This window comes from Pseudomonas sp. LPB4.O (assembly GCF_038383825.1).
GTDB lineage: Bacteria > Pseudomonadota > Gammaproteobacteria > Pseudomonadales > Pseudomonadaceae > Aquipseudomonas > Aquipseudomonas putida.
In genome coordinates this window covers 3,579,717-3,606,287 of sequence record NZ_CP151298.1, presented here as the reverse complement: position 1 = coordinate 3,606,287, position 26,571 = coordinate 3,579,717, and the positions used below count along the sequence as shown (strand labels likewise).

Below are 26,571 nucleotides of genomic sequence, written 5' to 3'. Positions count from 1 at the left end.
AGGAGCAGGCCATGAACTGGCGAGCGACTTTCCTGCTGGCCTGCTGGATACCCTGGTCAGCCCAGGCTGCCATCCCAGCCCCCCAGACGGACCCGGTGCCCTCGGTGATGTGGGACTTCTACCACAAGCAGCTGCTGGGCCAGGCCGCGTTCGTCTTCGATGACCGGGTCAAGCTGCTGGCGCCGCCCTTTGCCGAGGACGCACGGCAGGTGCCGCTGGAAATCGACGCCCGGGCATTCGCTGGCGAGGTGGTGCGGATAATCGCCTGGGCCGAGCTCAACCCATTGCCGCGCATTGTCGACTTTCAGCCCGGCGAGCACGTGTTGCCGTGGTTGTCGATCCGCATCCGCATCGAACAGGCCACGCCGCTGCGCGCCGCCGTGCTGACGCGCGACGGCCTGTGGCACGTCGGCTCGACCCTGATCGATGCCGCCGGCGGCGGCTGTACCGCGCCCAGCGTGGTGCGCACGCAGCCTGGCTGGGAAGAACACCTCGGTGAAGTGCTGGGCGGGCGCTACCCGCGTGGCGACAGCAGCCGCTTGCGCCTGCAGGTGGCCCACCCGATGGACAACGGCCTGGTCAGCGGTATTCCCGAGTTCTTCCTCAACCATGCCGAGTTGCAGGACGCGAAAGGCCAGCGCCTGGCCAGCCTTGAGCTGTACCCGGCGGTCAGCGAAAACCCCAGCCTGGGCTTCGATATCCAGGGCGCCGGGCCGACCCGGCTGCTGTTGCAGGACAACAGCGGCAACCAGTTCGAAGCGGCAGTGCCCTGAGCCCATTGCCCGATTTCACCCCTGACCAGAGGCGCTCTTCATGCGTTGGATGATGCTGTTGCTGCTGTGCCTGGGGCTGCCGGCCCAGGCAGACCTGGACTATCGGCTTGTGCCCCGGCAGATTGCGGAGGATACCTGGCTACTGGAGGGCAGCACCGACAACTTCGCCAAGGCCAATGGCGGCAATATCGTCAATACCGCGTTCATTGTCACCGACAGCGGTGTGGTGGTGATCGACAGCGGGCCGTCGAAGCGTTACGGCGACGCGTTGCGCCAGGCGATTGCCGCCACCACCGAAAAGCCGGTGCTGGAAGTGCTGCTGACCCATCATCACCCTGACCATGTACTGGGCAACCAGGCCTTTGCCGATGTGCCTATTGGCGCCTTGGCCGGTACCGGCGACTTGCTGCGCCAGCAGGGCGAGGCCATGGCCGAGAACATGTACCGCCTGGTCGGCGACTGGATGCGCGGCACCGAAGTGGTGCTGCCTACCCAGGTGCTGCAGCCGGGTATCCACGAGGTGGGCGGGCACCGCCTGCGGTTGCTGGAGCTAGGCGGGCATACCGGCGCCGACCTGGCGATTCTGGATGAGAAGACCGGCGTGCTGTTCGCTGGCGACCTGGTGTTCTACGAGCGTGCCTTGACCACCCCCAACAGCCCGGGGCTGGGGGTGTGGCAAAAGGACCTGGACACCCTGCAAGCCTTGCCCTGGAAGCTGCTTGTGCCCGGGCACGGGCCGGTGGCCAGCGATGCCCGGCCGTTTGCGCAGATGCGTGATTACCTGGGCTGGCTGGATGGCCTGATGCGCGACGGCGCGGCGCGTGGCGACGACATGGCCGAGATGATCCGCAGCCCCATCCCCGAACGCTTTGCCGGGATCACCCTGACCCGTTATGAGTTGATTCGCAGTGTCAGCCATCTGTATCCCCGCTACGAACGCCAACAACTCCAGAGGGTCGACGCCAACCCCTGACGCTATCCCCAAGGGATCGCGCTTGTCTTGGGGACGCAGCCCTGTACCAAGGAACTAGAAAACTCCGCACTGCGGGCAATTGTTGGCGAACTGGCGGCAACCAAGAATTCCCGGCACACCGGGAAATTTTCCCGGGCACAACAAAAAAACCAAAGGTAGCCGTCATGACCCGATCCCCGCGTCGCCCCATGTTCGCCGTGAGCCTGGTGCTCAGCGCCATGCTGCTTGCCGGTGCAGCCCACGCCGCTGTCAGCACTGAAGAAATCCTCCAGGACCCGAAGAACCCGCAGCAGATCGTGACCAATGGCCTGGGTGTGCAGGGCCAGCGCTACAGCCCGCTGGACCTGCTCAATGCCAACAACGTCAAGGAACTGCGGCCGGTCTGGGCGTTCTCCTTCGGTGGTGAAAAGCAACGCGGCCAGCAGGCCCAGCCGCTGATCAAGGACGGGGTGATGTACCTGACCGGTTCCTACTCGCGGGTGTTCGCCGTGGATGCGCGCACCGGCAAGAAACTGTGGCAATACGATGCACGCCTGCCGGATGACATCCGCCCCTGCTGCGACGTGATCAACCGCGGCGTGGCGCTGTACGGCGACCTGGTGTTCTTCGGCACCCTGGACGCCAAACTGGTGGCCCTGAACAAGGACACCGGCAAGGTGGTCTGGAGCAAGAAGGTGGCCGACCACAAGGAAGGCTATTCCATCAGCGCCGCGCCCATGATCGTCAACGGCAAGCTGATCACCGGCGTCGCCGGTGGCGAGTTCGGCGTGGTGGGTAAGATCCAGGCCTACAACCCGGAAAACGGCGAGCTGCTGTGGATGCGCCCCACCGTGGAAGGGCACATGGGCTACGTGTACAAGGACGGCAAGGCGATCGAGAACGGTATTTCCGGCGGCGAGGCGGGCAAGACCTGGCCCGGGGACCTGTGGAAGACCGGCGGCGCTGCGCCCTGGCTGGGCGGTTACTACGACCCGGAAACCAACCTGATCCTGTTCGGCACCGGCAACCCGGCACCGTGGAACTCGCACCTGCGCCCCGGTGACAACCTGTATTCCTCGTCGCGCCTGGCGCTGAACCCGGACGACGGCACCATCAAGTGGCACTTCCAGAGCACGCCGCATGACGGCTGGGACTTCGACGGCGTCAACGAACTGATCTCGTTCAACTACAAGGATGGCGGCAAGGAGGTCAAGGCCGCTGCCACGGCCGACCGCAACGGCTTCTTCTACGTGCTGGACCGCACCAACGGCAAGTTCATTCGCGGCTTCCCCTTCGTCGACAAGATCACCTGGGCCACCGGCCTGGACAAGGACGGCCGGCCGATCTACAACGAGGCCAGCCGCCCAGGCGCACCCGGCAGCGAAGCCAAGGGCAGCTCGGTGTTCGTCGCCCCGGCGTTCCTCGGCGCCAAGAACTGGATGCCGATGGCCTACAACAAGGACACCGGGCTGTTCTACGTGCCCTCCAACGAGTGGGGCATGGACATCTGGAACGAAGGCATCGCCTACAAGAAAGGCGCGGCGTTCCTCGGCGCCGGCTTCACCATCAAGCCGCTCAACGAAGACTACATTGGCGTGCTGCGTGCCATCGACCCGATCAGTGGCAAGGAGGTGTGGCGGCACAAGAACTACGCGCCGCTGTGGGGCGGGGTGCTGACCACCAAGGGCAACCTGGTGTTCACCGGCACGCCGGAAGGCTTCCTGCAGGCCTTCAACGCCAAGACCGGCGACAAGGTCTGGGAATTCCAGACCGGCTCCGGCGTGCTTGGTTCGCCCGTGACCTGGGAAATGGACGGCGAGCAATACGTGTCGGTGGTCTCCGGCTGGGGCGGCGCGGTACCGCTGTGGGGTGGCGAAGTGGCCAAGCGGGTCAAGGACTTCAACCAGGGCGGCATGCTCTGGACCTTCAAGCTGCCCAAGCAGCTGCAGCAAACGGCCAGCGCCAAGCCGTAAAGCAGTGGCCTGAGGCAAGCAGCCCTACTACCAAATGACGAGAGCCCCGCTGCCAACGATGCATTCGCCTGGCACGCGGGGCTTTTTACCATCGGTCCATCGCCTGTCGTGGGACAGGCATCGACCCGCAGAGGCTCAGCATGATCTACGCACAACCCGGAACCCCAGGCGCCGTCGTGTCCTTCAAGCCACGTTATGGCAACTTCATCAATGGCGAGTTCGTGCAACCGTTGGCTGGCCAGTACTTCACCAACAGTTCGCCGGTCAATGGCCAGCCGATTGCCGAATTCCCGCGTTCCACTGCCCAGGACGTCGACCGCGCCCTGGACGCCGCACACGCAGCCGCCGAAGCCTGGGGCAAGACCTCGGTGCAAGACCGCGCCCTGGTGCTGCTGAAGATTGCCGACCGTATCGAACAGAACCTGGAAGTGCTGGCCGTCACCGAAAGCTGGGACAACGGCAAGGCGGTGCGCGAAACGCTCAATGCCGACGTGCCGCTGGCAGCGGACCACTTCCGCTATTTTGCCGGTTGCATCCGTGCCCAGGAGGGCGGCGCGGCCGAAATCAACGAAGGCACCGTGGCTTATCACATCCATGAGCCGCTGGGCGTGGTCGGGCAGATCATCCCCTGGAACTTCCCGTTGCTGATGGCTGCCTGGAAGCTTGCCCCAGCCCTGGCCGCCGGCAACTGTGTGGTGCTCAAGCCGGCCGAGCAGACGCCACTGTCGATCACCATTTTTGCCGAGCTGGTCGCCGACCTGCTGCCGGCGGGCGTGTTGAACATCGTCCAGGGCTTCGGCCGTGAGGCCGGCGAGGCCTTGGCCACCAGCAAGCGCATCGCCAAGATCGCCTTCACTGGCTCCACCCCGGTGGGTTCGCACATCATGAAATGCGCGGCCGAGAACATCATCCCGTCCACCGTCGAACTGGGCGGCAAGTCGCCGAACATCTTCTTCGAAGACATCATGCAGGCCGAGCCCGCGTTCATCGAGAAGGCCGCCGAGGGCCTGGTGCTGGCGTTCTTCAACCAGGGCGAGGTGTGCACCTGCCCGTCACGGGCACTGATCCAGGAATCGATCTACGAGCCATTCATGGCCGAGGTGATGAAGAAGATCGCCAAGATAACGCGGGGCAACCCGCTGGACACCGAGACCATGGTTGGCGCCCAGGCTTCGGAGCAGCAATACGACAAGATTCTGTCCTATCTGCAGATTGCCAAGGAGGAGGGCGCGCAGCTGCTCACCGGCGGCGCTGCCGAGCGGCTGCAGGGCGACCTGGGCAGCGGTTACTACATCCAGCCGACCCTGCTCAAAGGCAACAACAAGATGCGTGTGTTCCAGGAAGAAATCTTCGGCCCGGTGGTGGGCGTGACCACCTTCAAGGACGAAGCCGAAGCGCTGGCGATTGCCAACGACACGGAGTTTGGCCTGGGCGCCGGCCTGTGGACCCGCGACATCAACCGCGCCTACCGGATGGGCCGCGGCATCAAGGCCGGCCGCGTGTGGACCAACTGCTACCACCTGTACCCGGCCCATGCAGCGTTTGGCGGCTACAAGAAGTCTGGCGTGGGCCGTGAGACCCACAAGATGATGCTCGACCACTACCAGCAGACCAAGAACCTGTTGGTAAGCTACGACATCAACCCGCTGGGCTTCTTCTAGACCGCGTCGCGGCCTTTTCGCGGGCATGCCCGCGAAGAGGCCGGCACAGGAAACAAAATCCCCTACCAACGCACCCTGCAAGCTCCTTCCAAAGTAGCATTCGGCCCTGGCGCCCCCCGTGCATTAATGCATCTACCGGACTCCCCCGGCACAAGAAGAGGACTGCCCATGTGGAATAAACCTGCCTTTACCGACCTGCGCATTGGCTTTGAAGTGACGATGTATTTCGCCAACCGTTGATGTGCCACCCGGCCATCACTACGGTGGCCGGTTCCTCCGACTGCCCGTGGCTGAGCCAGTGCTGCTCATTGGTCTGGTTGCTTTCGCTACGGGATGCTTTACGCTGGCGGTTACCTTCCAGAACAATAAGAACAGGCTTGCCAATGAGCCAGAGTTTCAGCCCGCTTCGCAAGTTCGTATCGCCTGAAATCATCTTTGGTGCCGGATGCCGGCATAACGTCGCCAATTACGCGAAAACCTTCGGTGCCCGCAAGGTGCTGGTGGTCAGCGACCCGGGCGTGATCGCCGCCGGCTGGGTGGCGGACGTAGAGGCCAGCTTGCAGGCCCAGGGCATCGATTACTGCCTGTATACGGCCGTGTCGCCCAACCCGCGGGTCGAAGAGGTGATGCTCGGCGCCGAGATCTACCGGCAGAACCACTGCGATGTGATCGTCGCCGTCGGCGGCGGCAGCCCGATGGATTGCGGCAAGGCCATCGGTATCGTGGTGGCCCACGGGCGCAGCATCCTCGAATTCGAAGGCGTGGACATGATCCGCGTGCCCAGCCCGCCGCTGATCCTGATCCCGACCACGGCCGGCACCTCGGCGGACGTTTCGCAGTTCGTGATCATCTCCAACCAGCAGGAACGCATGAAGTTCTCCATCGTCAGCAAGGCGGTGGTGCCGGACGTGTCGCTGATCGACCCGCAAACCACCCTGAGCATGGACCCGTTCCTGTCGGCCTGCACCGGTATCGATGCGCTGGTGCATGCCATCGAGGCCTTTGTTTCCACCGGCCACGGCCCGCTGACCGACCCCCACGCACTGGAAGCCATGCGCCTGATCAACGGCAACTTGGTGGAGATGATCGCCAACCCGGCCGATATCGGCCTGCGCGAGAAGATCATGCTGGGCAGCATGCAGGCGGGGCTGGCGTTCTCCAACGCGATTCTGGGCGCGGTTCATGCCATGTCCCACAGCCTGGGCGGCTTCCTCGACTTGCCCCATGGCTTGTGCAACGCCGTGCTGGTGGAGCACGTGGTGGCGTTCAACTACAGCTCGGCGCCAGAGCGCTTCAAGGTGATTGCCGAGGTGTTCGGTATTGATTGCCGCGGCCTCAACCAGCGGCAGATCTGCGGGCGCCTGGTGGAGCACCTGATTGCCCTGAAGCACGCCATCGGCTTCCATGAAACCCTGGGCCTGCATGGGGTGCGCACCGCGGACATTCCGTTCCTGTCGCAACACGCGATGGATGACCCGTGCATCCTCACCAACCCCCGTGCGTCGAGCCAGCGTGATGTCGAGGTCGTTTATGGCGAGGCCCTCTGACGAGCAGCAGCGGGCACTGGCCGGGCTGTTGGGGCTGGGCGACCACTCCGCACGCAAAAGCCATTACCCGGAGCTTTCCGCCCGCCTGGACGAGCTGGAGGCCGAGCGCAACCGCTACAAGTGGCTGTTCGAAAATGCCGTGCACGGGATTTTCCAGGCTAGCCTGCAGGACGGCATGCGTGCCGCCAATCCGGCGCTGGCGCGCATGCTGGGCTACGACGACCCGCAAGCGGTGCTGTTTTCCCTGACGGACCTGGCCGCCAACCTGTTCGACGGCGGTGCCGAGGAGTTGCAGGCGATTACCGCGATCCTCGCCCGTGAGCGCAGCCTGCACGGCTATGAAACCCGCTTGCGGCGCAAGGACGGCAGCCACCTCGACGTGCTGATGAACCTGCTGCTCAAGCCCGGGCAGGAAGGGCTGGTGGAGGGTTTTGTCGCCGACATCACCGAACGTAAGCTGGCCCAGCAACGCCTGCAACAGCTTAATGACGAGCTGGAGCAACGGGTTGCTGCTCGTACCGATGAATTGCTGGAGGCCCGCGATGCTGCAGAAGCTGCCAACCGCAGCAAGGACAAATACCTGGCTGCCGCCAGCCATGACCTGCTGCAACCGCTGAACGCCGCCCGCCTGCTGATCTCCACCTTGCGCGAGCGGCCATTGCCAGAGGCCGAGCACGTGCTGGTGGAGCGTACCCACCAGGCCCTTGAGGGCGCCGAAGACTTGCTGACCGACCTGCTGGACATTTCCCGGCTCGACCAGGCAGCGGTGAAGCCGGACGTGGCCGTGTACCGCCTCGACGAGTTGTTCGCACCACTGGTTTCGGAGTTCCGCTCGGTGGCCGATGCGGAAGGCCTCAAGCTGCATGCGCGCATCCCGGATTGTGCCATCAGCACTGACCTGCGGCTGATGACACGTATCCTGCGCAACTTCCTCAGCAACGCCTGCCGCTACACCGACGAAGGCCGGATCTTGCTGGGGGCAAGGCGCCGGGGTGGTCATTTGCGGCTGGAAGTGTGGGATACCGGGCGGGGTATCGCCGAAGACCGGCTGCAGGCGATCTTCCTTGAGTTCAACCAACTGGACGTCGGCCGCGCAGCGGATCGCAAGGGCGTGGGGCTGGGGTTGGCCATCGTCGAGCGGATTGCCAAGATTCTCGGCTACCGGATTGAGGTACGTTCGTGGCCGGGGCGTGGCTCGGTGTTCAGCATCGAGGTCCCGCTGGGTAAAGAGGTGCCGCTGGCCGCTCACCAGGCTGTGCCGCTGCCAAGCGTCGGCAACCCGCTACCGGGCCGCCGGCTGTTGGTACTGGACAACGAAGTGAGCATCCTTGAGAGCATGGGCGCGCTGCTTGGGCAGTGGGGCTGCGAAGTGGTGACCGCGACCGACCAGGCAGGTGCTTTGCTGGCCTTGCAGGGGCAGGCCCCGGAACTGATCCTGGCCGACTACCACCTGGACCATGGCGTGGTGGGTTGCGAGGTGGTCAGGTATTTGCGTGAGCATTTTGCGGTTGCCATACCGGCGGTGATCATCACCGCCGACCGCAGCGATCAATGCCGGCGGGGCTTGCAGAAACTGGGGGCGCCGCTTTTGAACAAACCGGTCAAGCCTGGGAAATTGCGCGCGGTATTGAGCCAGTTACTACAGGAGCATTGATTGCGCAGGGCTCATTGGGGGCGCGATTACTGCCTTTGCCCGAAGCCTGCGCTGTACCTGTGGGAGCGGGCTTGCCCGCGAAAAAATGAAATGGGGTGGCGCTGTACACCCCCCCTGATTTGGAGTTGCCCTGCGAACAACGAAGTAGAGCCGTGAAGACCCGTTGCAAAGTTTGGATCCAGTGATCAAAAACTTTACCGTTCGGTCAGCTTGCAAGAAGCTAGCAAACTAACTAATGCGGCTTTAAATACCGCTGGTCGGTGCTTTTGCCCAAGAAATGAACGATTTCACTGTTGATGGCTCATATTTGCCAGCAGGTGTATTCGCATGAACTGCACTTGGCACCTTCCAGGAAGTTATCAACCTTAAAACGCATGTGCGCCGCAGGGATGCACATGGGGATTTTTATTGTCTCTGATCATGGAGTAACGCCTATGCCAAACCGAGGCTCAACGGTTGAGCCGCTGTGTATTCAAGTTTCAATCCGCTGTTTCAATTAACGATATGAATGGGGGCTTGCCGCTGCGACCACGCCGTTCGCACGCCTGTAGCAAGGCCCGCTAGCGCTAATGCATTACGTGGAGAATTCGACGTGGAGTTTAATACAATTATTAGCCTGTTCGGGCAGAAAGAATCCATGGAGCTGGTGCGGTTGTCGGTTATTTATGTTCATTTGCTGGCCTGCTGCGTTGCCATCGGGCTGGTGTTTGCCAGCGATGCCGAGATGGTCAGGGACTTGTTGAAGGGGCATCAACCGGCCGGGCATGACGGTAGGCATATGGCACGTTTGCAGAAGTCTGTAACGAACGCCTTGATGTTCTTGTGGCTCACCGGGGCTGCCGTCATCGGTGTCGACTACCTTGAAAAAGGCGTGAGTTACTTTGCCAATCCGAAACTTCACGCCAAAGTTATTATTGTCCTGTTGCTGACATTCAATGGCATGTTGTTGCACCGCTATGTCTTGCCGGCTTTACTCAAGGCGGGCTCTTTGCTTGACCTGAATATCGGCGTGCGCATGTTTGCACTGTTCTCCGGCGCATTGTCCGGTGTGTCCTGGTTATATGCGGCAATGTTGGGTGTCGGTCGGCCGCTGGCCTGGAAGTATTCGCTGACCGAGTTGTTGCTGGCCTATCCCGTCATGATCCTGCTCGGCTTTGCCCTGATGGCCGCACTGACCCAGTGGGCGCGAAAACGCACTATGGCCAAAGCGACGCAAGCACCTGTCTGGCCGCTGGCGGGCATTCCTTGCTGATCGCTTGAGCCACGGCTGTGAACGCATAACGCTGCGAACCTGTAACGTTCGCGGCGTTGTTGAGGCTTTGGACATGACACAGGCTGAACTGGCCCCGTTTGTTCCTCATCCAGCCGGTGTGCCACAACCCTACCGGCTCGGATATCTCCCCGGCCGTTTGCCCAGTGTATCCGCGCCTGACCCAGTCCTTGGGCCTGCACTGGCCGCTCCTACAGGTCAGTGCAGGCTTCTTTCACGAGCCAGTCGATCAACACCTGCAGGCGTTTGGGCATCGGGTCATGATGCGGGTAGACCAGGTAATAGCCATAGTTGGGGGTGTCGACGAAACCACCGAACGGCAAAACCAGCTCACCTCGTGTAATGCGATCCTTGACCAGCTGTTCGCGGCCAATGGCGATGCCTACGTGATTCAGCGCGGCGAGCGTGCACAGGTCGGAGCGATCGAATGTGAGGAATCGGCGCGGGAGGCTGATACCCGTACCTGTGGTGTTGGCCCAGAGCTGCCATTCTGCATCGAATGCAGCGTTGTCCCAGGCCGCTACGTCATGCAAGGCGGTGCAGTGATCCAGGGGGTGCAGGTCACCGGTCAGTGCATGGGTTTCTGCATAACGGGGGGAGCACACCGGGGCAATCCGCTCGTCCATCAAGTGGATGCTCTGCAACCCCGGATGATGGCCATCCGAATAACACAGGACCAGGTCGATCTTGCGGGTGCGGTAATCGATGCTCTCGTTGCCCACCCTGATATCCAGCTGGATATCAGGGTAGCGGGCAGTGAACTGCGCCAGCCGCGGCACCAGCCAGCATTGTGCGACGGACGGGCGCACATACAACGTCAACTGGCCGGCGATTTCGGCGTGAGCACGTTCCTGCACGGCTTCGCTTAACTCATCCATGGTCCGTTGCATGACCGCGAACAGGCGCTCGCCGTCTTCGGTGAGGCTGACCTTGCGCGGCATGCGGTGGAACAGCTTGAACGCCAGCTCATCTTCCAGGCGATTGATGCGATGGCTCACGGCACTGGCGGTCAGGCACAGCTCATCGGCGGCGCGCGAGAAGCTCAAGTGGCGTGCCGCCACCAGAAAGACATGCAGGCTGCCCAGGTGCGAGCCATTGAGTTTCACGGCGCCGCCGCCGGGCTTTTTCATTGATCAATCCTTCCTGCGCCGTTAGCAGATTGCGGTTACACGTTTGCCTGCAGGCTGCGCCCTTTCGCCAGATAGGCGTTGAATTCATCGTCCGGCACCATGCTGCCACCCGTCCCCCAGACGAGGTGGGTAGCCTGCTGCAGCTGGGTTGGGGTGAAGCCCTGGCGAGCCAGGTACTCGCCTGCTTGCAGCACCCGCAGCATACCGGGTACGCCGGCCAGGGCAGAGGGTTCCAGTTTGACCTTGTCCTGCTCATGGGCGATGACCATCAAGCGGTACAGTTCTTCGTCGGTCACGGTGTAGTAACCATCGATCAGGCGCTGCATGGCTTTGCCGACAAACCCTGATGGGCGCCCGACCGCCAGGCCGTCGGCAGCGGTGATGTTGTCGATGCCGAAGTCCTGCACGCTGGTTTCATCGTGCAGGCCGGTATAGACACCCAGCAGCATGCAGGGGGAATGGGTGGGCTCGGCGAAGATGCAGTGCACCGCATCGCCGAATACCAGCTTCAGCCCGAACGCAACACCGCCTGGGCCGCCCCCTACGCCGCACGGCAGGTACACGAACAATGGATGATCTGCGTTTACCTGGATGCCCGCCTGGTCGAATTGCCGCGCCAACCGTTCGGCGGCCACGGCATAGCCGAGAAACAGCTGTGGGGAATTTTCGTCGTCGACAAAGTAACAGCTGGGGTCTGATGCCGCCTGCTGGCGGCCTTGCTCGACCGCCACGCTGTAGTCGGAGGCGTGTTCGACCACCGTGACGCCGTTGGCCCGCAGCTTGTCCTTCTTCCATTGCCTGGCGTCAGACGACATGTGCACGCTCACCTGGAAGCCCAGCTTGGCGCTCATGATGCCAATCGACAGCCCCAGGTTGCCGGTCGAGCCCACTGCGATCTTGTACTGGCTGAAGAATGCGCGGGCCTGGTCGCTCGCCAGTTTGGTGTAGTCATCCGTGGGGGTGATCAAGCCGGCCGCCAGGGCCAGGTCCTCGGCGTGCTTGAGCACTTCATGGATGCCGCCCCGGGCTTTGATCGAGCCGGAGATAGGCAAGTCGCTGTCCGCCTTGAGCCACAGGCTGCCCACGTTCTGCAGCGATCCCTCCTGGACAAGCAGCTGGCGCAGCTGTGGCAGCGGGGTAATGTGCGACTCGATGACCCCGCCGGCCGCTGCCGTCTCGGGGAATACGGTGGCCAGGTAGGGCGCGAACCGCTGCAGCCGCGCGCTGGTGGCTTGCACGTCAGCCGCCGTCAGGCCCACGTCGCGCAGGGCTTCTGCAGCCTTGGCGATGCCAGGGTTGAACCAGCTGGTTGGCTTCAGGGCCACCAGCTCGGCGATGATCGGGTGGCTTTGTTGCCAGGCTTCCAGGGTTTTTCCGTGAATCATGATTTCACCTGTAGTGCGGTATGTGCAGAGTAGATCAGACAATCTTCGAAAGGAGCAGGGTCAGGCACAAGGCGACTACCGAGGCCAGCACTGTAGCGGCAGTGAACTTCTTCAGTGCATCACTCAGGGAAAGGCCCAGGTATTCCTTCACCACCCAGAACGCCGAGTCGGTGATGTGGGTCCAGCCGATGGCGCCCGCACCGATGGCGATCACCAGGATTTCCCGGTTGTATTCAGGGTGCTGGCCAAGGATCGGCATTACCATGCCGGCCGCGCTGATCATCGCGACGGTGGCCGAGCCGACGGCAAAGTGCATGATCCCGGCGATCAACCAGGCGAGGATGATCGGGTTGAGCTGCGTCTGGTTCAGCACATCGGCCAGTGCCTTGCCGATGCCGCTGCCCACGAGCATGTCGTTGAAGGCACCGCCGGCACCGATGATCAGCAGAATGCCGGCCAGGGGAGGGAAACAGCGCTGGGTCAGGCTCAGCAGGTGCGCCATATCCAGGCCGCGACGCAAGCCCAGCGCCCAGTAGGCGAACACCACCGACAGCGTCAGGGCAATCAATGGGCTGCCGAGGAAGGCCACCCACTCGTACAGCGCAGAGCCCTTGTCCAGGACCGTGACGGCCAACGTTTTGCCGACCATCAACACCAGTGGCAGCAGTACGGTGGTGAGTGTGATGCCGAACGCGGGCATTGCCTGCTCTTCTGCTTGAGCCACCGTGCGCGCAGACAGGAAGGCCTGCTGGGATTCGCCAGCTTCACGGCTACAGGTGAAGCGAACCCACACGGGGCCCGCGATGATAGCGGTCGGAAGGCCAACGATCAGGCCGTACAGGATGACAGTACCGATATCCGCATTGAGCATGCCGGTGATGGCTGTGGCGGCCGGATGTGGCGGGAGAATGCAGTGCACCACCATCAGCGAAGTGGCCAGCGGCACGCCGAGGGACAGCATGCTGATGCGGGTTTGCCGTGCCACCACGTAGATCAACGGAATCAGCAGGACGAAGCCGACCTCGAAGAATACCGGGATGCCGGCGATGAAGCCGACGAGCATCATTGCCCACGAGGCATTGCGTTCCCCCAGCCTGTTCAGCAGCGTGGTGGCGATGCGCCTGGCGCCTCCGGATTCCTCCAGCAGTTTGCCGAGGATACTGCCCAGGCCGATGATGCCGGCAAGAAAGCCCAGCGTGCTGCCCATGCCTTTCTCGAATGCCGCCACGATTGCCGTAGGCGCCATGCCGGTGCCGACACCGACCACCAGGCTTGCGGCCATCAAGGCCAGAAACGGGTGTACTTTGAGTTTGCTGATCATGACGACGATCAGGAGTATCGCGGTGCCCAGGACGAGTAATGAGAACGTTGGAGTCATCGTGTGGTTTTCTCTATCGCTGATCGCTTCCGTGCGAGCTTCTTGTTGGTTTGCACCCATTAGATTTCAGCGATTTGATCGACTCAAACGATCACTCCTCACCCCATAGGTGAGCCCATGTCATGCATGGCGCCAGCGCTCAATGCCGCGCCGACCAGGCACAATTCAACGCTGCCACCGCAACCGCCAGTGCCGCCCCGGCATAGGCCCAGATCGCCGGTACCTGCGGCAGCAATACCCCCGCAAGCATCGGCCCGAGCCCAGCGCCGATGTCGCGCCATATGGCATTGCCGGCCAGGGCCTGGATGCGTTGTTGCGGGTTGCGCAGGGCGACCAGTGTCATCACCAGCGGCAGTTGCAGGGCACGCAGCACCAGCACGAAGAAGGCGCCGATGAACAGCCAGTGGCTGCCAAACAGCAGCAGCGCCATCGACGTGGCCAGTGACAGCACCACCAGCATGCGCAGCGGCCCGAAGCGGTCGGCCAGGCGCCCACCGAAGGGGCTGAAGAGCATTTCGCTCAGGTAGCGCACCGCCATCAGCACACCTGCTGCCAGCACTCCGGACTCACCCAGGTGGGTTTGTGCGTAAAGCGAAAGGCCAAAGATGAACAGGCCGTCCAGGGCCACCCCTTCGATGAAGGACCAGGTGGCAATGCTGTCTGGCAGGCGCAGGCGCCGGCCACCCCGGCTGGCGACCGGGTGGCCGGTGCTGGGCAGGGCACGTGCACGCCACAGCCCGAACAGGGCACTGATGCAGAGCACGAAGAACACACTGCGCGGGCCGTAGGCCTGGGCCATCAGCGCACCCAGCGGCAAGGCCAGCATTGGCCCGATGGAGATGCTCGCCCGCGAACGCCCGGCACGCCGCGCGGCGCCTTGTGCTTCAGCGGTGGCGAGGGTCTGGGTGCTGAGGTTGAAGGTGGCGAAGCACAGGCCCCAGACCAGGCGCAGCACCAGCAGCGCGGCGAAACCGGTCAGCACCGCGTTGCCCAGTGCACACACGGCGGCGGCGAAGGCGGCGAGGCTGCAGGCCGCGCGGTCACCGTGGCGGGCATAGAAACGCACTACCCAGCCGTAGCCGATGATGCGCACCAGGCGGTTGGCCGCCAGCAGAATGCCAGCCTCGGCCAGGGTCACGCCAAAATCGGCTGCGTACATCGGCAGTAGCAGGTAGAGCAGTACGTCACTGGGCAGGCACAGGCTGAGCACCTGGGCGGCATTGCGGGAGTCTTGGTCGGCGCGGTGGGTTTGCACCGGTGTGGCAGCGGACGACATGACAGCCTCGTGACAGGGGTGAGGGGGCAGGATAACCCACGGCGTCTCGAACATTGCAATTGACGTCACTGACGTGGTCCAACTGATTGGCTCGATTCCAAGGCAAGTACCGGACCTGTAGGAGCAGCCTTGTGCTGCGAAGAGGCCATTGCAGCCAAAGATGATCTTCAGCCCTACCGGCCTCTTCGCAGCGCAAGGCTGCTCCGACCAGGTGATGCGGTAGCCTGAGTGATGGTGCAAGCCAGATCCTTCCACTGTGGGAGCGGGTTTACCCGCGAAGAGGCCGGTACAGGCACCAGAGGATCTGAACAGTTTGCTCATTCAGCCATAAGGCGGCGCTGGCAGTTCGGCCAGCAGGGTTTTCAGACCGTCACTCCACTGCCTGCGAATCTGCTGGTAATAGGCATCGTCGCTGGTGATGCGCTGGCGCGTCATGCTTTGCAGGGTGTTATTGCGGTACACCAGCAAGTCCAGCGGCATACCCACCGACAGGTTGCTGCGGATGGTGGAGTCGAACGAAATCAGGCCGCAGCGCAGCGCCTCATCGAGCGGTGTGCGGTAATCCAGGTTGCGGTCGAGTATTGGCCTGCCGTATTTACTTTCACCCAGTTGCAGGAACGGGGTATCCGGCGTGGCCTGGAAGAAATTGCCTTGTGCGTAGACGTTGTAGATGGCCATGGGCCCGCCGGCTATCTGGCCGCCAACAATGAATGAACTGCTCAGGTCGACGTCGGCAGTAAGCTTGCTGCGGTCACGGCTGACCACTTCGCGCAGGGTGTCGGCAACCAGCACCGTAGCGTCGTAGAGCGTGGCAACGTTCAGCAGATGAGGGCCGCTGCCCTGGGTACGCTGGCGCAGCAGGTTCACCACCGACTGCGAGGTTGCCAGGTTGCCGGCGGTCTGCAGCACGATCAGCCGCTCGCCCGGCAGGCTGAAAACGAACAACTTGGCAAAGGTGGAGATCTGGTCGATGCCGGCGTTGGTGCGTGAGTCGCTGATGAAGACAAGCCCGTCCTCCAGGTGCATGGCGACGCAGTAAGTCATGCGGTTTCCCTTGTGTTGCGAGTGGAGTGGTCTTGCCGCGCCGTGCGGCAAGACCGGCCTGCAGCAAACCCGTCACTGGCGATGTACGTGGACGCTGGCCTGCATGGCTTCGGCGCCACCACCGCGGCGTACGCCCCTGACCGGGCAGGCGTCCAGGTAGTCCAGGCCGACCGCCAGCTTCAGGTGACGTTCTGGCCGGGTCAGGCGGTTGGTGATGTCGAAGCTGTACCAGGCGTCGTCGACCCAGGCCTCGGCCCAGGCATGGCTGGCCAGGTGCTGTTCGTCCTCGGTGCACAGGTAACCGGACACATAGCGTGCCGGCACCCCCAGGCTGCGGGCGCAGGCCAGGAAGGCGTGGGTGTGGTCCTGGCACACGCCGGCGCCACCCCTGAACGCTTCGATGGCCGTGGTGCCCACCGAGGTGGCGCCGGGGCTGTAGGGCATGTGCTCGGCCAGGCCTTGCATCAGCCCGATCAGCGCTGCCCGGTCGCGGTGGCTGCCACATTGCCGGGCGGCGAAAGCAACCAGGGCGTCGTCGGCCAGGGTCAGGTGGCTGCCGCGCAGGAACGGCAGGGGTGACTGGCCCTCGGCTTCGTGTTCGCAGTCCGGGTCGATCTCGACCTGGCCGCGGGCGGTCAGTGCCAGGTGGCCATGGGGTTTGTCCAGGGTCAGCACATGCAGGATGTTGCCATAGGGGTCGATCTGGCCCTTGACCTTGCAGGGCAGGTCCAGTTGCCAGTCATTGATGCGCTGGCGTTCGCTGCTGCGCGGCGTCAGGCGCAGGAACTGGATGCTGTTGCTCACGTCGCTGGCGTAGCTGTAGGTGGTGTCGTGGCGGATGGACAGTTTCATACGACCTCCAGGTAGGAGTGGTGGACGGCCTGGCCCAATTGGTTGACGCGGCCAATGAAGTCGCTCAGCCACGGGTGCAACCCGGCGTCGAGTATTTCGTCGATGGCGGTGTAGCGCAGGCGCGCGTTCAGTTCGGCGGCCATGCGCTGGGCGGCGCGGCCGCTGTTGCCCGGCAGGCCGGCCAGGATCAGGTCCAGTTCCTCGATGCAGGCATGCAGCGAGCGCGGCACGTCCACCCGCAACAGCAGCAGCTCGGACACCGGCCGGGCGCTGGGTGCGCCGCGATAGATTTCGTTGAAGGCTTCATACGAGGTAAGCGCGCGCAGCAGGGCGCTCCACTGGTAATAGCCGCGGGCGGAGCTGTCGCTGACCTCTTCGGAGGCCTCGCCGAACATTTCGTAGCGCGCATCGAGCAGGCGCAGGGTGTTGTCTGCCCGCTCCAGGAAGGTGCCCAGGCGGATGAAACTGTAGGCATCGTTGCGCATGATGGTGCCGGAGGTGGCGCCGCGGAACAGGTGCGAGCGTTCCTTGACCCAGTCGCAGAACTGGCTGATGCCATAGCGGCCAAGGCCATTGCTGGCGATGTTGCGCATTTCGATCCAGGTGGCGTTGATGTTCTCCCACATGTCGGCGGTGATCCGGCCGCGCACTGCATGGGCATTGGTCCTGGCGGCCTGCAGGCAGCAATAGATGCTGCTGGGGTTGGTCGCGTCCAGGGCAAAAAAGTGCAGCATGCGCTCGGTGTCGAGCTCGGTGTGCCGGCGGATGTAGTCGTCCAGCGTGCCCGAGGCCAGCAGCGACATCGCCAGTTCGGCATGGCCGTCGCTGCGCCCGGCCTGGGGCATCAGCGACAGCGAATAGCTGACCTCGAGCATGCGTGCGAGGTTTTCTGCACGTTCCAGGTAGCGGGACATCCAGTACAAGTCGGAAGCGGTTCGCGAAAGCATGGTTCAGTCCTCTACCACCCAGGTGTCCTTGGTACCGCCGCCCTGCGACGAGTTGACCACCAGCGAGCCTTCCTGCAAGGCCACGCGGGTCAGGCCGCCAGGCACCAGGCGCGTTTCACTGCCCGATAGCACGAACGGGCGCAAGTCGATGTGGCGCGGCGCGATGCCGCTGTCGACGAAGGTGGGGCAGGTCGACAGGCACAAGGTGGGTTGCGCGATATAGGCGTGCGGGCGGGCTTTGATACGCGCGCGGAAATCCTCGATCTGGGCGCTGGTTGATGCCGGCCCCACCAACATCCCATAGCCGCCGGAGCCCTGGGTTTCCTTGACCACCAGCTCGGGCAGGTGGGCCAGGACATGGGACAGGTCTGCGGGTTTGCGGCACTGCCAGGTTGGCACGTTGTTGAGGATCGGCTCTTCGCTCAGGTAGAAACGGATCATGTCGTCCACATACGGGTAGATCGACTTGTCGTCGGCCACGCCCGTGCCGACGGCGTTGGCCAGCACCACATTGCCGGCGCGGTAAACCGAGATAAGCCCCGGTACGCCCAGCGTCGAGTCAGGGTTGAAGGACAGCGGGTCGAGGTAGTCGTCGTCCAGCCGGCGGTAGATCACGTCCACCTGCTGGGGGCCGGCCGTGGTGCGCATGTAGACATGCTCGTCACGCACGAACAGGTCTGCGCCTTCGACCAGCTCGATGCCCATCTCCCGGGCCAGGAAGGCATGCTCGAAGTAGGCGCTGTTGAAACGGCCCGGGGTGAGTAGTACGGCAGTGGGGTTATCCAGCGGGCTGGCGCTCTTGAGCGTGTCCAGCAGCAGGTTGGGGTAGTGGTCGATGGGCGCGATACGCTGGGCGGCAAACAGTTCGGGGAACAGGCGCATCATCATTTTGCGGTCTTCGAGCATGTAGCTGACGCCGCTGGGGGTACGCAGGTTGTCTTCCAGCACGAAGTAGCTGCCATCGCCGTCACGCACCAGGTCGACACCGGCGATATGGGCATACAGCCCACGGTGCAGGTCCAGGCCCTGCATCGCGATCTGGTAGCCCTCGTTGGCCAGTACCTGCTCAGGCGGGATGATGCCGGCCTTGAGGATGCGCTGGTCGTGGTAGATGTCCTCCAGGAACAGGTTAAGGGCCTGCACCCGCTGGATACAGCCACGCTCGACCGTGCGCCACTCGCTGGCGCGGATGCTGCGCGGGATGATATCGAAGGGGATCAGGCGCTCGGTGTCCTGGCTATCGCCGTACAAAGTGAAGGTGATGCCTGCACGGTGAAACAGCAGGTCGGCCTCGCGCCGGCGCTGTTCCAGCAGCTCCAGCGGGGTGTTGGCCAGCCAGCGGGCGAACTCCTGGTAATGCGGGCGGCAACTGCCGTTCGCTTCGTACATTTCATTGAAAAAAGCCCGGGACATACCCACTCCTTGCCGCCGTCGCCGGCAGCTTTATTGCGATTCATCTGCGTTTTTCAGGGTGCTGCCTTGCTCGGGTAAGGGGATGCTGTGTCTGGCGTAAGCCTCGGTTGCGATTGATTGGCTGTGCGTAGGGCACAAACAGCCTTTGCAATGAAAGTGCCGAACACGCTTGGCAGTGCCGGGAATGCGGGAAATGCGAGGGGCATGGCCGGCCGGCGCTGTCGGGCGGCTTTGGCCGATGCATCAAATAAGTGCGGTTTTAATCAGGGAGAGGGTTTTGAACCGAGATGGGGCACAGGCCGGTGCCTGGCGGGGAAAAGGGAAGTGTTCCGGGTGCATGTCTTGGGGGTTATGTGGGGCGTATATCGAGCGCCGCGCGGGCGGCGCTCGATCGCACAGGCGCTGAAAACCTCCAGACGAGCGCCTCAAGGCCCTCAATGCCCTCAAAGGCAGGCGTACACCACCAGCTCCACCAGCATTTCTTCGCGTGCCAACCCCGCCACTACGATTGCCGCGCGGTTAGGGTAGGGGGCCTGGAAGTAGTCGGCATACAGGCTGTTGACGGTGGCCAGGTATTGGCGGTCGGTCACGTAGATCAGCACCTGGGTCACGGCATCCAGCGAGCTGCCGGCGGCTTCCAGCGTGTGACGCAGGTTGTCCAGTGTCTGGCGGGCCTGCGCCTCGATGCCGCCAGCAACCACCTGGCCCTGTGCGTCGATGGGGATCTGGGCGGTGTAGAGCGTACCGTTGCCGACTACCGCCCATTCCAGGGGGGCCCTGGAGGCGAACAGCTCTGTCTTGATTGCATGTTTCATACGTTGGTTTCCTGAGTGATGAGCGGCTTCAGTCAGCATCGCTGCCGCCGCCTGCGCCGTGGCGGCGCGAGGCATCGGTGCTTTCGACGAGGATGTGTTCGGCCAGCTGCTTGAGCCGTTGCCAGGTGTGTTCGTTGACTGTAAAGCCCTGATGCAAGGTGCTCTGCGTATTGGCTGGCGCCGTTGCGGTCTGGCCTGGCCGGCTGAACAGCACCGTGACGCTTTGCTCGGCCGCGTCAATGGTGCCGGGCCGGGCTTCACTGCGCAGTGCCGGGCGCTGAATGCCGGCAGTAAAGTCGGCCAGGTGGCACTGACGGGCGTCCTCCCAGCGAGCTTGCACGTGCAGCCCCAGCACAGCTGCCCGGCTCAGGTAACCCAGCAGCAGCAAGCGGTTGTGGCAGTGGTGGATGCGCAGCTCGGCCTGACCACGGCGCATGGCCTTGGCGGCTGCCAGTTCCACCACCGTTGCGGCGCAGCGCAACACGCTCTGGCCCTTGGCGTCGATCACCAGCAGGGTGTCATCCTCGTGGCTCAGGGCGTATGGCTGGGCGGCTTCGGCTTGCAGGTAGAGCAGGGCCTTTTCCAGCGCACCCACGCCATCCAGCCCTTGCAATTGCAGCCAGCCCACCAGCTCGGCGGCATCCTCGCAGTCGCCGGGGGCGAAGCCCATGCCTTCGAAGGCCTTGCGGCACATCACCTGTATTTCGTTAAGCGATACGCGCATGGTCAAAGTTCCCCTTGCGGCATGACCGCGAAATTCCAGTCGTCTGCGAACGGTTGGCCGATGTCGCTGACCAGTGGTGCGCCCTGGAACAGCGTGATACGCACCCAGCGGCTCGACTTGGGGTCGAACTTGCCCGCGCCGAAAAACGCCAGTTTGCAGCGCAGCAGGTGAATCGGCAGCATGTCCCGTGCCAGCAGGTTGGCGCGGATTTCGCCGTAGGTCGTCTGAGCCATGCCTTGCAGGCGGCGCACCGTGCCCTTGAACGCCGGTTGGGCGATCAGGAAGTGCGCGGTTAGCGCTTGGGGCTCCAGCTGCAGGTGCTTCAGCAATGCGGCGTGGCACTGCTGGATATTACGGGCAATGCCCAGCTGCATTTCTTTTTCGGCCCCCGGTTCCTCGCCGCGCATGCCCAGGCGCGGCTCCTCTTTCTCGGCCGAGCGGTACCAGAAGAAGTGCTCGGCATCCACGGCACTGAAGTCGTACTCCAGCGCCCAGCCGTACTGCTGCTCGATGAGCTGGCGCAGTTGCCCAAGGGGCATCTGCGCGTCCAGCTGCCAGCTTTCGTTGACGCCCATGTGCTCGGCCAGTGGCGTGACCTGCTCGGGGTACAGCTCTAGCAGCAGGCTTGCCAGCAGTTCTTGGCAGCCCACCCCCACCTGTGCCTCAGCCCAGGCCAGCAGGCGCGACCAAAGGCCCGCGCCGATGGCTTGTGCGCCAAGCCAGGTGGTCAGTAAAGCAAGCTCGGCCAAGGTTTGCAGGTTCTGCTCATGCTGGCGCTGGTCTTCGGTCCGGGACTGTTCCAAATGCAGGCGGGCGCGTGCCAGCAGTGCCTGCAGGCGCACCAACCGGTCAGGGTCGGCCGGCTGCGCCAACACCAGGGCCAGGGCGGTTTCCCGGGTGCTGATCCAGCGTTCCACCAGCTGCGGGTGGTTGATCAGGAACGGGGCCATGCCCAACCCGGTCGCGTTGCCGACCCCCAGGTAACGTTGCAGGGGCGGGGCCAGTTGCACTGCCCGCTGCGGGTCGAGCGCCTGGGCCATGTGGTTGATCTGCTCGATGCTGAAGTGGCGCAGCAGGTAGACCGTGAACATCTGCGCGCTGAACGGTTGGTTGAAGTCCGGGTTGTCCTGCAGGCAGCCAAAGTCGGCGATGCCGAACTTGCCATTGCCGTACACTGCCGTGGTGCGATACAGGTAGCCGACCTCGGCCAACTGGCCTGGGTCGGGCTGTTGGCCCTCAGCCAGCGCCGCCAGGAACCGGTCGAAATTGCGCAAGCTACGGTTGGCCCGTGATAGTACCAGCACGCGGGCATCGAAGCGGCCAGCCTCCTGCAGCGGCACGTTACGCTGCAGATCGGCCAGTTGCTCGGCATCGACATCACCCGTCACCAGCACGAAGGTGACGTCCCACTGGTCGGCGATGACCCGGTCGCTGCGCTTTTCCGGCGGCAGGTAGGCCGAGAAGATCACGCAGTGGTAATGGCCATTCGGCGTGTCGATGCGGTAGATCGCGGTGCCGAAGCCTTGGCCGTCCAGGTCGAAGCAGCTGCGCTGGATGTGCCAGTGCTGCTGCATCATCCGCCGCATGCTGCTGCGCACGAAGCTCAGCGGGCTCTGGAAGTGGCTGCCCAGCCGGGCCAGGTCCATGACCTGGCTGGCAGGGCGCATCGCGGGTATTGCAGGCACGGTGTTGGGCATTGTTGTTGTACCTGGATGGATCATGTTCAGACGCCTTGTTCGCGGGCCATGTGCCGGGCGATGCGCACTGCATCCCACAAGGCTGGCAGGATCACCAGCGACACCGGTACCGCGGTAATGACAATAAAGGACTGCAGGGCCGTCACGCCGCCAGCGCCGATGGTGATCAGCACCACCGCTGCCAGGCCCATGCCGATGGCCCAGAAACCGCACAGCCATTTTTTCGGTTTATCGTTGCTGGACATCGCCAGCGCCACGGTGAAGGCCATGGCATCGCCATTGGTGGCCACCGAGATGAAGCTCAGGAAAAGGAACAGCGCGCTGATCAGGCCACCCAGTGGCAGGTTCTGCGTCACCCCCAGCAGCAGGTCCTCGGGCTGGGTGCCGTGGGCGGTGACGATGCCTGGCGTTTGCAGCTCCAGGCCGATACCGGTGCCACCCACCACGGTGAACCAGAACATGGTCACCAGCGGCGCGATGATCGACAGTGTCATGATGATCTCGCGAATGGTTCGGCCCCGCGAGATCCGCGCGACGTACAGTGCCACCATCGGCGCGTAGCCAATAAACCAGCCCCAGTAGAACACCGTCCACCAGTCCAGCCACTTGGGGTCGGCGCGGAACATCGCCATCGGAATGAAGTGCTCCACATGCAGGGCAAAGGCCGCCGGGAAGCCGCCGAGGATGAACAGCGTCGGCCCGAACACCACCATGAACAGCGCCAGGCCGATCATCAGCCAGACGTTGATCTCGCTGACAAAACGGATGCCTTTGAGGCCCACCAGGCACGAGACGGTGTACATGGCCGTGACCAGGACGATGGTCAGCGACTGGGTGACGATATCGTTGGGCAAGCCCCACACCGCATGCATGGCGCTGCTGATCTGCAGGCCGAGGAAGCCGATCGGGCCGATGGTGCCGGCGACCACGGCGATGATCGAGGTGGCGTCGGCCAGGGTGCCGATCGGGCCTTTGAGCGCCCGCTCGCCGAACAGCGGGTAAAGCAGGGTACGCGGCGCCAGCGGCAGGCCTTTGTCGTAGTGCAGGTGCATCAACACGATGGCCAGCAGGCTGCCCAGCACAGCCCAGGCGAGAAAGCCCCAGTGCACGAACGATTGCGCCAGTGCCGCGGTGGCCGCCGCTTCGCTGTGCGGCTGCAGGCCGGCGAATAGGGGCGGCGGGCTGGCAAAGTGCATCATCGGTTCGGCAGCGGCCCAGAAGGCGCCGCCACCTGCCAGCAGGGCGCACATGATCACCGCGATCCAGTTGAAGGTGCTGATGTCCGGGCGCTGGGTGACGCCGCCCAGGCGGACGCGCCCGCATCTGGAAAAACCGATGAACAGGCTGACGGCGAAGGTTGCCAGCATCAGCACTTGCCAGTAGAGGCCAAAGAACCTGGTCGACCAGGCGAACAGGGTATTGACCAGCGCCGACACGCTGTCGATGTCGATCAGTGCCGCCAGGAGGAAGGCGCCGAGGAACCCGCCGCTAATCACGAACAGCGGCCAGTCGATGTCGCGTGCCATTGGCAGGCCCATGGCCTGGCCTTCAGCCTGCAGGGTGGTTGGGTTTTTCATGAAGCCTCCGGAACCTGCGATTGTTGTTATTGTGGATGCTGTCCGTGCAAGGGGCTCAGGCCTGTGCCGTGGTGGCAGTCTCCAGCAGGCGCAACCAGTTCAGGCCCATGATGTTGGCCACATCCTGTTCGGCAAAGCCACGGGCGCGCAGGCCCTGGGCGATGTTGCCGAAGTCCCGGCTGTCGCGGAACCACTGCAAGGGCGCTGGCCAGTTGGCGTTGTCCTTGGAGCCTTCGCCGTAGTCCTTGTCCTTGCTCCAGCGGCCATTGCGCATCCATTCCAGCACGGCCAGCGGTTGCGCCTGGCACAGGTCGGTGCCGATGCCGATATGCTCCACGCCCATCAGGTCGGCGGTGCGCGCGACCATGTCGCAGAAGCTTTCCAGGCTGCAGCCCGAGGCACCCTTGAGGTGAAAAGGGTAGGTGCTGAAGCCCAGCAGCCCGCCTGATGCTGCGATCCCGCGCAGCACCACATCGGACTTGTTGCGTTTGGCGGCGTGGAAGCTGGCCGGGTTGGCGTGGGAGATGATCACCGGTCGGCTCGACAGCTCGATGGCCTCCAGGGTGCTGCGTTCTGCGCTGTGGGACATGTCGATGAGCATGCCGACGCGGTTCATTTCGGCGATCACCTGGCGGCCAAAGCGGCTGATGCCGTTGTCTTCGCGCTCATAGCAGCCGCTGGCCAGCAGGCTTTGGTTGTTGTAGGTCAGCTGCATGACGAACACCCCGAGCTGGCGGAAGACTTCCACCAGGGCGATGTCGTCCTCGATCGGCGAGCAGTTCTGGAAGCCGAAGAAAATCCCCACCCGGCCTTCCTCGTGCGCCAGACGGATGTCGCTGGCCGTGCGCACCGGGCGGATCAGCTCGGGCCAGGTCTCGAAGCGGCGGTTCCATTCGCCCAGGCGCGACAGGGTTTCGCGGGCGTTCTCGTGGTAGGCGATGGTGGCGTGCACCGCGCTCAGGCCACCGGCCTGCATCTGCTGGAATATTTCCGGGCTCCAGTTGGAGTACTGCAGGCCGTCGATCATCAAGAGGTCGTGCATGGCGTGTACTCCTTCAGGGCCGCAGGTAGGTGGTCTTGACCACGGTGTAGAAGTCACGGGCGTACTGGCCCTGTTCCCGTGGGCCGAAACTTGAGGCTTTGCGGCCACCGAACGGCACGTGGTAGTCGGTGCCGGCGGTGGGCAGGTTGACCATTACGCAGCCGGTCTGGGCGCGGCGCTTGAAGTGGCTGGCGTGGCGCAGCGACTGGGTGATGATGCCGGCAGTGAGGCCGTATTCGGTGTCGTTGAGCGTGGCCAGTGCCTCTTCGAAGTCGCGTACGCGGATCACGCAGGCGATGGGGCCGAACACTTCCTCCCGGTTGATGCGCATGTCGTTGCGGCTGTCGATGAACAGCGCCGGGCGCATGTAGTAGCCGTCGCTCTCCAGTTGCAGGCGTTCGCCACCTTCGATAAGGGTGGCGCCTTCGGCTTGAGCCAACTGCAGGTAGGCGAGGTTCTGTTCCAGCTGGCGCGCGTCGGCCACTGGGCCGATCTGCACGCCGGCCTCCAGGGCATGGCCGACCTTGAGCTGGCGCATGCGCAGGCGCAGGGCCTCGACGAAGCGGTCGTGGATGGCGTCGCAGACAATCAGCCGTGACGAGGCCGTGCACTTCTGCCCGGTGCCGAAGAAGGCACCGTTGAGCGCGCACTCCACGGCCAGTTCAAGTTCGGCGTCATCCATGACCACCAAGGCATTCTTGCTGCCCATTTCCAGCTGGCAGCGCACCAGGTTACCTGCGGTGGCGACCGCCACGCGCCGGCCAGTCTGCAGCGAACCGGTGAACGTCAGGGCATCGATGTCGGCGGACTGCACCAGGGCTTCGCCGACGTCGGCGCCGCTGCCCATCACCAGGTTGAAGGTACCGTTGGGCAAGCCCTGGCGGCTGATGATCTCGGTGAGTGCCCAGGCACTGGCCGGCACCAGGTTGGCCGGCTTGAACACCACGGCGTTGCCGAAGGCCAGGGCCGGGGCGATTTTCCAGGCGGCGGTGGCCATGGGGAAGTTCCATGGGGTGATGATGCCCACCACACCCACCGGTTCGCGATGCACTTCGATGTCGACCCCGGCGCGCACCGAGGCGGCGGTCTCGCCCATCTGGCGCAGTACTTCGGCGGCGTAGTAATGGAAGAACTGGCCGCTGCGGTTGACCTCGCCGATGCCTTCGGCCAGGGGCTTGCCTTCTTCTCGCGAGAGCAGTTCGCCGAGCTCTTCCTTGCGGGCAATCAGTTCGTCGCCAATGGCCATCAGAATTTGCTGACGGGCTTCCAGGCCGCTGGCGGCCCACTGCGGTTGCGCGGCGCGGGCGGCCTGGATGGCCTGGCGGGCCTGTTCGGCGCTGGCCTGGTGGTACTGGCCGATCAGGTCGCCGGTGTCCGAGGGGCTGTAGTTGCCCAGGGTGGTGTGGCCTTCGCACCACTGGCCATCAATGTAGTTGTTGTAGGTCTTGTGTGACATGGATG

The 26,571-nt window shown here is 63.5% G+C and carries 22 protein-coding genes; 8 read left to right on the top strand and 14 right to left on the bottom strand.

Translation table 11 applies throughout. The annotated features are described in order from the left end of the window. The first annotated feature begins 11 nt into the window (after nt 1-11). The 8 genes from MRBLPB4O_RS16280 (at nt 12) to MRBLPB4O_RS16245 (ending at nt 9,812) form a co-directional block, all read left to right on the top strand. Nucleotides 12-773: a quinoprotein dehydrogenase-associated SoxYZ-like carrier gene (locus MRBLPB4O_RS16280; RefSeq protein ID WP_341795893.1), complete on the top strand. Its 762-nt coding sequence runs from the start codon at nt 12-14 to the stop codon at nt 771-773. Between the two features lie 40 nt (nt 774-813). Continuing rightward, the gene (locus MRBLPB4O_RS16275) at nt 814-1,746 is read left to right on the top strand and encodes a quinoprotein relay system zinc metallohydrolase 1 (RefSeq protein WP_341795892.1); all 933 of its coding nucleotides are present in this window, start codon (nt 814-816) and stop codon (nt 1,744-1,746) included. Nucleotides 1,747-1,910: 164 nt separating this feature from the next. Further along, nucleotides 1,911-3,698: a PQQ-dependent alcohol dehydrogenase PedH gene (pedH, locus tag MRBLPB4O_RS16270; RefSeq protein WP_341795891.1), complete on the top strand. Its 1,788-nt coding sequence runs from the start codon at nt 1,911-1,913 to the stop codon at nt 3,696-3,698. 140 nt (nt 3,699-3,838) lie between these two features. Then, on the top strand, nt 3,839-5,359 hold the full coding sequence (locus MRBLPB4O_RS16265) for an aldehyde dehydrogenase family protein (protein WP_341795890.1): 1,521 nt from the start codon (nt 3,839-3,841) through the stop codon (nt 5,357-5,359). A gap of 168 nt (nt 5,360-5,527) precedes the next feature. Continuing rightward, on the top strand, nt 5,528-5,599 hold the full coding sequence (pqqA, locus tag MRBLPB4O_RS16260) for a pyrroloquinoline quinone precursor peptide PqqA (protein WP_010455123.1): 72 nt from the start codon (nt 5,528-5,530) through the stop codon (nt 5,597-5,599). Nucleotides 5,600-5,742: 143 nt separating this feature from the next. Then, nucleotides 5,743-6,906 (top strand): alcohol dehydrogenase-like regulatory protein ErcA, encoded by a 1,164-nt coding sequence (gene ercA / locus MRBLPB4O_RS16255; RefSeq protein ID WP_341795889.1) that lies wholly within the window; start codon nt 5,743-5,745, stop codon nt 6,904-6,906. Further along, entirely contained in the window at nt 6,890-8,560 is a 1,671-nt protein-coding gene (locus tag MRBLPB4O_RS16250) for a NahK/ErcS family hybrid sensor histidine kinase/response regulator (protein ID WP_016500215.1), read from the top strand. Before ercA ends, MRBLPB4O_RS16250 begins: the two co-directional genes overlap by 17 nt. A gap of 637 nt (nt 8,561-9,197) precedes the next feature. After that, complete coding sequence (locus MRBLPB4O_RS16245; protein WP_341798895.1) at nt 9,198-9,812, top strand: hypothetical protein; 615 nt, start codon at nt 9,198-9,200, stop codon at nt 9,810-9,812. A gap of 209 nt (nt 9,813-10,021) precedes the next feature. Here the strand turns inward: MRBLPB4O_RS16245 and dsdC are convergent, their stop codons facing one another. The 14 genes from dsdC to MRBLPB4O_RS16175 all read right to left on the bottom strand — a co-directional run bounded on the left by dsdC (nt 10,022) and on the right by MRBLPB4O_RS16175 (nt 26,566). After that, nucleotides 10,022-10,960: a DNA-binding transcriptional regulator DsdC gene (gene dsdC / locus MRBLPB4O_RS16240; protein ID WP_341795888.1), complete on the bottom strand. Its 939-nt coding sequence runs from the start codon at nt 10,958-10,960 to the stop codon at nt 10,022-10,024. A gap of 35 nt (nt 10,961-10,995) precedes the next feature. Next, nucleotides 10,996-12,345, bottom strand: coding sequence for a D-serine ammonia-lyase (locus MRBLPB4O_RS16235; protein WP_341795887.1), 1,350 nt, complete (start codon nt 12,343-12,345; stop codon nt 10,996-10,998). A gap of 34 nt (nt 12,346-12,379) precedes the next feature. Beyond that, nucleotides 12,380-13,723 carry a gluconate:H+ symporter gene (locus MRBLPB4O_RS16230; RefSeq protein ID WP_341795886.1) on the bottom strand — a complete coding sequence of 448 codons (1,344 nt, stop codon included), beginning with the start codon at nt 13,721-13,723 and terminating at the stop codon, nt 12,380-12,382. Between the two features lie 139 nt (nt 13,724-13,862). Then, complete coding sequence (locus tag MRBLPB4O_RS16225; protein WP_049274391.1) at nt 13,863-14,999, bottom strand: MFS transporter; 1,137 nt, start codon at nt 14,997-14,999, stop codon at nt 13,863-13,865. A 321-nt stretch (nt 15,000-15,320) separates the two neighbouring features. After that, complete coding sequence (locus tag MRBLPB4O_RS16220) at nt 15,321-16,043, bottom strand: peptidase (RefSeq protein ID WP_341795885.1); 723 nt, start codon at nt 16,041-16,043, stop codon at nt 15,321-15,323. Between the two features lie 72 nt (nt 16,044-16,115). Further along, on the bottom strand, nt 16,116-16,895 hold the full coding sequence (locus tag MRBLPB4O_RS16215) for a transglutaminase family protein (RefSeq protein ID WP_016500208.1): 780 nt from the start codon (nt 16,893-16,895) through the stop codon (nt 16,116-16,118). Beyond that, nucleotides 16,892-17,842: an alpha-E domain-containing protein gene (locus MRBLPB4O_RS16210; protein WP_016500207.1), complete on the bottom strand. Its 951-nt coding sequence runs from the start codon at nt 17,840-17,842 to the stop codon at nt 16,892-16,894. The genes MRBLPB4O_RS16215 and MRBLPB4O_RS16210 overlap by 4 nt, the downstream gene beginning before the upstream one ends. A gap of 3 nt (nt 17,843-17,845) precedes the next feature. Further along, nucleotides 17,846-19,255, bottom strand: coding sequence for a circularly permuted type 2 ATP-grasp protein (locus tag MRBLPB4O_RS16205; RefSeq protein WP_341795884.1), 1,410 nt, complete (start codon nt 19,253-19,255; stop codon nt 17,846-17,848). 443 nt (nt 19,256-19,698) lie between these two features. Next, nucleotides 19,699-20,070 carry a RidA family protein gene (locus MRBLPB4O_RS16200; protein WP_028613671.1) on the bottom strand — a complete coding sequence of 124 codons (372 nt, stop codon included), beginning with the start codon at nt 20,068-20,070 and terminating at the stop codon, nt 19,699-19,701. A 28-nt stretch (nt 20,071-20,098) separates the two neighbouring features. Continuing rightward, nucleotides 20,099-20,794: a DUF3726 domain-containing protein gene (locus MRBLPB4O_RS16195; protein WP_341795883.1), complete on the bottom strand. Its 696-nt coding sequence runs from the start codon at nt 20,792-20,794 to the stop codon at nt 20,099-20,101. Nucleotides 20,795-20,796: 2 nt separating this feature from the next. Then, nucleotides 20,797-22,491 carry a hypothetical protein gene (locus MRBLPB4O_RS16190; protein WP_341795882.1) on the bottom strand — a complete coding sequence of 565 codons (1,695 nt, stop codon included), beginning with the start codon at nt 22,489-22,491 and terminating at the stop codon, nt 20,797-20,799. Nucleotides 22,492-22,517: 26 nt separating this feature from the next. Further along, the gene (locus MRBLPB4O_RS16185; RefSeq protein ID WP_016500203.1) at nt 22,518-24,068 is read right to left on the bottom strand and encodes a BCCT family transporter; all 1,551 of its coding nucleotides are present in this window, start codon (nt 24,066-24,068) and stop codon (nt 22,518-22,520) included. A 55-nt stretch (nt 24,069-24,123) separates the two neighbouring features. Next, entirely contained in the window at nt 24,124-25,110 is a 987-nt protein-coding gene (locus tag MRBLPB4O_RS16180) for a dipeptidase (RefSeq protein ID WP_341795881.1), read from the bottom strand. A gap of 13 nt (nt 25,111-25,123) precedes the next feature. Beyond that, on the bottom strand, nt 25,124-26,566 hold the full coding sequence (locus MRBLPB4O_RS16175; protein ID WP_341795880.1) for an aldehyde dehydrogenase family protein: 1,443 nt from the start codon (nt 26,564-26,566) through the stop codon (nt 25,124-25,126). Nucleotides 26,567-26,571: the final 5 nt, after the last annotated feature.